Here is a 6,380-nt window from a genome sequence, read left to right on the forward strand (position 1 = left end):
TCATGAGAAAGATCACCATTGTCGGTGGCGGCCAATCCGGTTTCCAGCTGGCCATCGGCCTTTTGCAGAACGGCTATCAGGTGCGTGTGGTGCAAAACCGCGACGCGCAGGACTTGGCGACGGGCAAAGTCCTGTCCAGCCAATGCATGTTCGGCGATGCGATCGAGGCCGAGCGCGCGCTGGGCATCGACTTCTGGACCGACCGCTGCCCGCCGGTCGAGGGGATCAGCTTCGTCGTCCCGCATCCCGAACTGCCGGGCGAGAAGGCGGTGGAATGGTCCTCGCGGCTTGATCGCAACGCCTATTCCGTCGACCAAAGGGTGAAGATCCCGCGCTGGATGGCCGAATTCGAGAACCTGGGCGGCCGTCTGGTCCTGAAAGAGGCGGGCATCGCCGATATGGAGCTGTATGCGCGGGAGGACGATCTGGTGATCGTCGCCTCGGGCAAGGGCGATGTCGGCAAGATGTTCGAGCGGGACGCGGCAAAATCGCCCTATGACCGCCCGCAGCGCGCTTTGGCGCTGACCTATGTGAAAGGCATGACCCCGCGGTCCGAGCATTCGGCGGTGAATTTCAACCTGATCCCGGGTGCGGGCGAGTATTTCGTCTTCCCGGCGCTGACCACCACTGGCGCCTGCGACATCATGGTGTTCGAGGGCGTGCCCGGCGGCCCAATGGATTGCTGGGCAGAGGTGAAAAGCCCTGAGCAGCATCTGGAGACCTCGCTGTCGATCCTCAACACCTTCCTGCCGTGGGAGGCCGAGCGTTGCCGCAACCTGAGCCTGACCGATGACAACGGCATTCTGGCGGGTCGCTTCCCGCCGACGGTGCGCAAGCCCATCGGCACGCTGCCCTCAGGCGCGCGGGTGCTGGGGCTGGGCGATGCGGTCTGCCTGAACGATCCGATCACCGGGCAGGGCTCGAACAACGCGGCCAAGGCGGCACGGGTCTACCTCAAGCGCATCCTCGACCATGGCGACCGGGCCTTTGACGCCGCCTGGATGCAGGGCACGTTCGACGCCTATTGGGACTATGCGCAATGGGTGGTCAACTGGACCAACATGATGCTGGCCCCACCGCCGCCCTTCATTCTGGAGATCATGGGCACCGCTTGCGCCGAACCGCGTCTGGCACATCGCATCGCCAACGGCTTCGACGATCCGCGCGATTTCTTCCCGTGGTTCGCCGATCCTTCCGCTGCCTCGGCCTATCTGGCCGAGCTGAAGGCCGCCTGAGCCAGAGGGAGGGGAATATGGGCATGTCCGTCGATCCCGGTCACTTCCGGTCCGCCATGGCGCGGTTTCCGGGGGCGGTGACGATCATCACCACCCAAACCCCGCAGGGCAGGCGGGGGATCACCGCAACCGCCGTCTGCTCGGTCACGGCGGACCCGCCCAGCCTGCTGGTCTGCGTGAACCGCGCCACGGGCACCTGTCAGGGGATCCTCGAGACCGGGCGCTTCGCGGTGAACCTGCTCGCCGGCCCCTCGGGCGACATGGCGATGCGCTTCGCCGGGGTCGGCGGCGCCACCGGCGAGGAGAAATTCGCCATGGGCGACTGGCGCTCGGACGCGATGGGGCTGCCGGTGCTGGCGGATGCGCTGGTCGCCTTCTCGTGCGAAGTGGCCGAGAGCAGCGCCGCGGGGACCCATCAGGTCTTCATCGGCCAGATCACCGACATCAGCCAAAGTGCCGGTGCCGCGCTGCTCTACGAGCAATCCCGGTTCCATAAGCTTGCTCCCCTGTAAGGGAACCGGGGGGCCGGGCGGTCGGCAAGCGATACGCCCGGCCCTGACGTTCCGCCTGGGCCGCGTGCGTCAGCCGGACCGGGCAGGGGGCGCAGGCTTCAGCGCCTTGGCCGCAGGGCGAACCGCACGACGAGGCCGAAGAGCAATGCCCAGAACGGCGCGCCGATGCCGAACAGGCTGAAGCCGCTCGCCGTCGCCATGAAGGTCACGAGGGCGGCTTCGCGCTCGGCCTTGGGGGCCACGGCCGCCGACAGGCTGTTGCCGATCGTTCCCAGCAGCGCGAGCGCAGCAATGGTCAGCACCAGCGCCTTGGGCAGGATCAGGAACAGGCCGATCACCGTCGCCCCCATCAGGCCGATCAGGCTATAGAACAGCCCGGCGAACAGCGCGGCCTTGTAGCGCGTGGCCGGATCCTCGTCGGCATCCGGTCCGGTGCAGATTGCCGCGGTGATGGCCGCGAGGTTGAAGGCATAGCCCCCGAACGGGGCCAGAAGCAGGCTGACGATGCCCGTCACCGTGATGGCCTGCCCGATATCGGGCTCGTAGCCATCGCCGCGCAGCGTGACGACACCGGGCATGTTCTGCGAGCTCATGGTCACCAGATACAGCGGCAGTCCCAGCCCGATCAGGGCGGGAAGCGACAGCTCCGGCCAGACGAACTCCGGCCGTGCGAGGGCGAGTGGCAGCTCCGCCTCGCTGAAGCCGCCCGTTGCCGCCACCCAGGCCAGACCGCCGAGGAACACCCCGGCGATCGCATAGCGCGGGGCATAGCGTTTGAGGGCCAGATAGCCCGCAGCCATCAGCGCAACCAGCGCCGCATCGGTATCCAGCGCCTCGAAGATCTTCATCCCGAACGAGAACAGGATCCCGGCCAGCATCGCATTGGCGAGGCTGTCGGGGATCAGCCGCGCCAATCGGTCGAACCAGCCGCTGAGCCCGGTGGCGATCAGCAAAAGCGCGCAGAACAGGAAGGCTCCCGTGGCTTCGGGTAGGGTGACCCCGGCGCTGAGGGCAATGAGGGCCGCGCCCGGCGTCGACCAGGCTGTCAGCACCGGCATGCGGAACTTCAGCGCCAGATAGAGCGTCGACAGGCCCATCCCCAGCCCCAGAACCAGCATCCAGCTGTTGGCCTGCGCATCGCTCGCCCCGAGCTGGTCGATGGCCTGAAAGATGATCGCGACCGAGCTGGTGTAGCCCACGAGGATGGCGATGAAGCCGGCGGTCACATGGGAGAGCTTGAAGGGAAGCATGGCGGCCTCTAGAACCGGGAGGGTGTGCGTTATGACGCACGCCTGTTCTACTCTGCGTGCGCTATAACGCACAAGAGGAAATGCCACGCGGCGATCGTTTTCATCGGGGGCCTGAGGATCATGACGCAGACCGAGAGCACCGACCTGGTCGGGGCCAATCTTCGGCGGGCGCGGGGGCAGGCGGGCCTGAGCCTGTCGGCGACGGCCGAGGTCACGGGGGTCAGCAAGGCGATGTTGGGCCAGATCGAGCGCGGCGAAAGCAGCCCGACGCTGGCGACCCTGTGGAAGCTGTGCAAAGGCCTGCAATTGCCGCTGACGGCGCTGATCGGCGCGCCGTTGACGCCGTCGATGCCGGGGCCGACGGCCCCCTCTGGCGGTGCGGCGCCGGAGGGCATCAAGGAAAGTCCGACCTTCCGGACCCTGTTCCCCTTCGACCCCAAGACGGGCTGCGAAGTCTTTCTGCATGACCTTACTCCGAATTGGGAGCACCGCTCTGCCGCGCATAGCGACGGGGTGATCGAGGATGTCTTCGTGCTGCAGGGGGCGGTCGAGATCCTGCTGGGCGAGGCGTGGCATCGCATCGACGCGGGGCAGGCGCTGCGCTTCAAGGCCGATCAGCCTCACGGTTATCGCAACCCTCTGGCCGCCCGGTCCCGGTTTCACAACACGATCCATTATCCGGGGCTCTGTTGGACAAATTCCTGAGGGATTCATCTCGTTGATCCAGTGCGGTAGCCGGGATGACTGAGCAGACCGACACCCACGATCTGCAGGTCCAGAAACTGGCCGGCCTGCAATGAAGCGCTCAAGCGCCGGAGATCGCTGACGATCTGGTTCGACCCCGAGATGAGCTGGCCCGAGATGAGCTGGGATGCCGCGCCGACAGGCAGGCGTGGCCGCCAGCAGACCTACAGCGATGTCGCCCTTCAGGCGTGCCTTTCGATAACGGTGCTATGTGGCATGGCGCTCAGGCAGACGACCGGCTTCGTCGAGAACCTGCTGCAGTTGGTTGGCCTTGACTGGACGGTGCCTGACGTCAGTACCCTGTCCCGCCGCCAGAAGACCCTGGCTGTGAACATCCCCTACCGCGGCTCCAAAGAGCCACTGCACTTGCTGATCTACAGCACCGGCATCAAGGGCGGAGGCGAGTGGCCCGCCCGCAAGCATGGCGGCCCGAAACGGTGCGTCCGGCGCAAGATCCATCTGGGGATTGATGAGGAAACGCCGGAGGTTCCCGCCATGGAAATCACAGGGAGCCACATCGGCCCCTCTCGGCAGCATGCTGAGCATGCGCCTGCCGGGGAATGGATGCGCCGGTGTGACCCGACCTGCTCAAACAGATCCCGGCGCACGAGCAGATCGGCAGCGTCACCGCCGACGGTGCCGACGACACCCGCAAAGGCCACGATGCCATCGCTGATCGCGGCGCCCACGCGTTCGGACGCTCTCTCGAACCGAGGGCGTTCGTGTCCTCACTCCGCCCTGCAAGAACGCCAAACCGTGGAAGACAGTCACCGCCGGCGCGGTCGCACGAAACGAAGCACTGCGTGAAACGTCTGGCGCAGCGCCTCATCGCAAGGGACGTCGACCGACAGGTCGCCGAGCTTCAGGTCCGTATCGCCATTCTGAGCGGCGACACGGCGCTCGGCATCCCGGCCACAGAGGCCGTGGGATAGGTCTGTCCGGGGAAAGGGGAACCCCGGCCATCAGCCCTTTTGTGCAACAGAGCCTGGGTGTGCGTAGGAAGCGGCGGCCTAACACGTCTGCTGATCCCCCATTGAGGCAGCTCCGAATGGTTCGGCGAATTGTTCAGGACTTCCTCATATGGCACTGCAACACCGGTTGCCCCCCAGCGGCCAGTCAGCGGGTTCCTTTCGCTTCGGGAACATGCCCCATGCTCGTCCAAGCGATCAGCGCCAACCCCAGCGCGATAAGCGACAGCACTGCGCCCGCCCAATTGGGTGAGGCAAAGCCGAAGCCCAGTGAGATCGTCGCACCCCCGGCCCAGGCGCCAATCGCATTGCCCAAGTTGAACATACCGATGTTGACCGAGGCCGCCATTGTTGGCGCACCCGCACGGCTGGCACGGTCCATCACCAGCTTCTGGATCGGCGAAACCGTGGCAAACCCGAAGGCAGCCATCAGGAAGACCGAGGCATGGGCCACTACTGCGCTTTCAACCCCCAACCAGAAGGCGAACAGAACGACCGCCTGTCCCGCCAAGGTCACGAAGAGCGTGGCGAACAGCGAGCGGTCGGCGAAGCGCCCGCCCAGCCAGTTTCCGACCGCAAGGCCCAGGCCAAACAGCACCATCAGCCGCGCAATCGCCGCCTCGGTGAAACCCGCCTCCTCGATCATCATCGGCGCGATATAGGTGATCGAGGTAAAGAAAGCAGCAGGCCCGAACACCGTGATCCCCATCGCCAACAGCACTTGCGGATCGGCAAAGGCGCGCAGCTCGGACTGCAGGGCAATGGCGGGTCCTGCCTCGATCCGCGGGACCAGAAGGGCGACGCTGGCCACCGTCATCAGGCCGATCCCCGCAATCAACCAGAACACCAGCCGCCAATCCACGGCCTGCGCCAACCAGGTGCCCGCAGGCACGCCGAACAGATTGGCCAGCGTCAGGCCGGAGAACATGAAGGCGATGGCGCTCGCCTGCCGATCCTTCGCTACCATCGAGGCCGCAATGATCGACCCCACCCCGAAGAAGGTCCCGTGGTTGAACGCGGTCAGCACCCGCCCGGCCAGCGCGACCGGCAGGCTCGGGGCCAGAGCCGTGATCACGTTGCCCAGGGTGAAGACCGCCGCCAGCGCGATCAGAAGTGTCTTGCGGGGAATGCGCGCACCTAGAACGGTCAGGATCGGCGCGCCGACAAACACACCCAGCGCATAGGTCGTGGCCATCAATCCGGCGCGGGGCACGTCGACATCAAAGTCGAGGGCGATCTGCGGCAGGATACCGGCGATGACGAATTCGGTCAGGCCGATCCCGAACGCGCCGATCGCCATGGCGAAAAGGGCTGGGGGCATGAAGGTCTCCAATCTGCTTTCGTGCCGAATTCTGTTCGGCTAAGCTGCGGATATGAGACATGCTGTTCGGAAGAGAAGGCGCTATGCGACGTTCTGATACAGAAACAGATATCGTTCGGCAGACCCGGTACCAACCGGCGAATCTGGATGCGATCGACCGAAAGATCTTAGGCGCCCTGGCCGAGGATGCCTCGCGCAGCTATGCGGAACTGAGCGCGATCGTTGTTGATTTCCACCCAGAACTGACCCGGGTTTTCCATCGAGAAGTGACCCACCTTGGATTATGCTGAGCGGGTCATGTTTGGGTCAAGACATGGCTTCCCTCCCTCTTTTTCCGCGTTGCTGCAGCG

The 6,380-nt window shown here is 65.3% G+C and carries 6 protein-coding genes and 1 pseudogene; 5 read left to right on the plus strand and 2 right to left on the minus strand.

The annotated features are described in order from the left end of the window. Positions 1-2 precede the first annotated feature (2 nt). Together BCY78_RS12450 and BCY78_RS12455 are read left to right on the plus strand one after the other, a co-directional pair. On the plus strand, positions 3-1,235 hold the full coding sequence (locus BCY78_RS12450) for a styrene monooxygenase/indole monooxygenase family protein (RefSeq protein ID WP_068302198.1): 1,233 nt from the start codon (positions 3-5) through the stop codon (positions 1,233-1,235). Between the two features lie 23 nt (positions 1,236-1,258). Then, entirely contained in the window at positions 1,259-1,747 is a 489-nt protein-coding gene (locus BCY78_RS12455; RefSeq protein WP_199523148.1) for a flavin reductase family protein, read from the plus strand. Positions 1,748-1,845: 98 nt separating this feature from the next. Here BCY78_RS12455 and BCY78_RS12460 read toward each other — a convergent pair whose 3' ends face one another. Next, a complete protein-coding gene (locus BCY78_RS12460) occupies positions 1,846-2,997 on the minus strand; it encodes a benzoate/H(+) symporter BenE family transporter (RefSeq protein WP_068302201.1) in 1,152 nt (383 codons plus the stop codon). Positions 2,998-3,117: 120 nt separating this feature from the next. On the opposite strand from BCY78_RS12460, the gene BCY78_RS12465 reads away from it, so the two are divergent. Then, complete coding sequence (locus BCY78_RS12465) at positions 3,118-3,702, plus strand: helix-turn-helix domain-containing protein (protein WP_068302204.1); 585 nt, start codon at positions 3,118-3,120, stop codon at positions 3,700-3,702. A gap of 39 nt (positions 3,703-3,741) precedes the next feature. Further along, positions 3,742-4,673: pseudogene (locus BCY78_RS12470) on the plus strand (IS5 family transposase). A gap of 184 nt (positions 4,674-4,857) precedes the next feature. Here the strand turns inward: BCY78_RS12470 and BCY78_RS12475 are convergent. Beyond that, a complete protein-coding gene (locus BCY78_RS12475) occupies positions 4,858-6,030 on the minus strand; it encodes an MFS transporter (protein WP_068302230.1) in 1,173 nt (390 codons plus the stop codon). A 59-nt stretch (positions 6,031-6,089) separates the two neighbouring features. Between BCY78_RS12475 and BCY78_RS24635 the strand changes: the two genes are divergently transcribed. Next, the gene (locus BCY78_RS24635; protein WP_233499395.1) at positions 6,090-6,320 is read left to right on the plus strand and encodes an AsnC family protein; all 231 of its coding nucleotides are present in this window, start codon (positions 6,090-6,092) and stop codon (positions 6,318-6,320) included. The last annotated feature ends 60 nt before the right edge of the window (positions 6,321-6,380 follow it).

It is taken from the genome of Pararhodobacter sp. CCB-MM2, from assembly GCF_001691415.1.
Lineage (GTDB): Bacteria > Pseudomonadota > Alphaproteobacteria > Rhodobacterales > Rhodobacteraceae > Pararhodobacter.

Coding starts and splice junctions, on each gene's coding strand:
- BCY78_RS12450 (WP_068302198.1), top strand. CDS start 3: ATGAGAAAGATCACCATTGTCGGTGGCGGCCAATCCGGTTTCCAGCTG.
- BCY78_RS12460 (WP_068302201.1), bottom strand. CDS start 2,997: ATGCTTCCCTTCAAGCTCTCCCATGTGACCGCCGGCTTCATCGCCATC.
- BCY78_RS24635 (WP_233499395.1), top strand. CDS start 6,090: ATGCTGTTCGGAAGAGAAGGCGCTATGCGACGTTCTGATACAGAAACA.
- BCY78_RS12455 (WP_199523148.1), top strand. CDS start 1,259: ATGTCCGTCGATCCCGGTCACTTCCGGTCCGCCATGGCGCGGTTTCCG.
- BCY78_RS12475 (WP_068302230.1), bottom strand. CDS start 6,030: ATGCCCCCAGCCCTTTTCGCCATGGCGATCGGCGCGTTCGGGATCGGC.
- BCY78_RS12465 (WP_068302204.1), top strand. CDS start 3,118: ATGACGCAGACCGAGAGCACCGACCTGGTCGGGGCCAATCTTCGGCGG.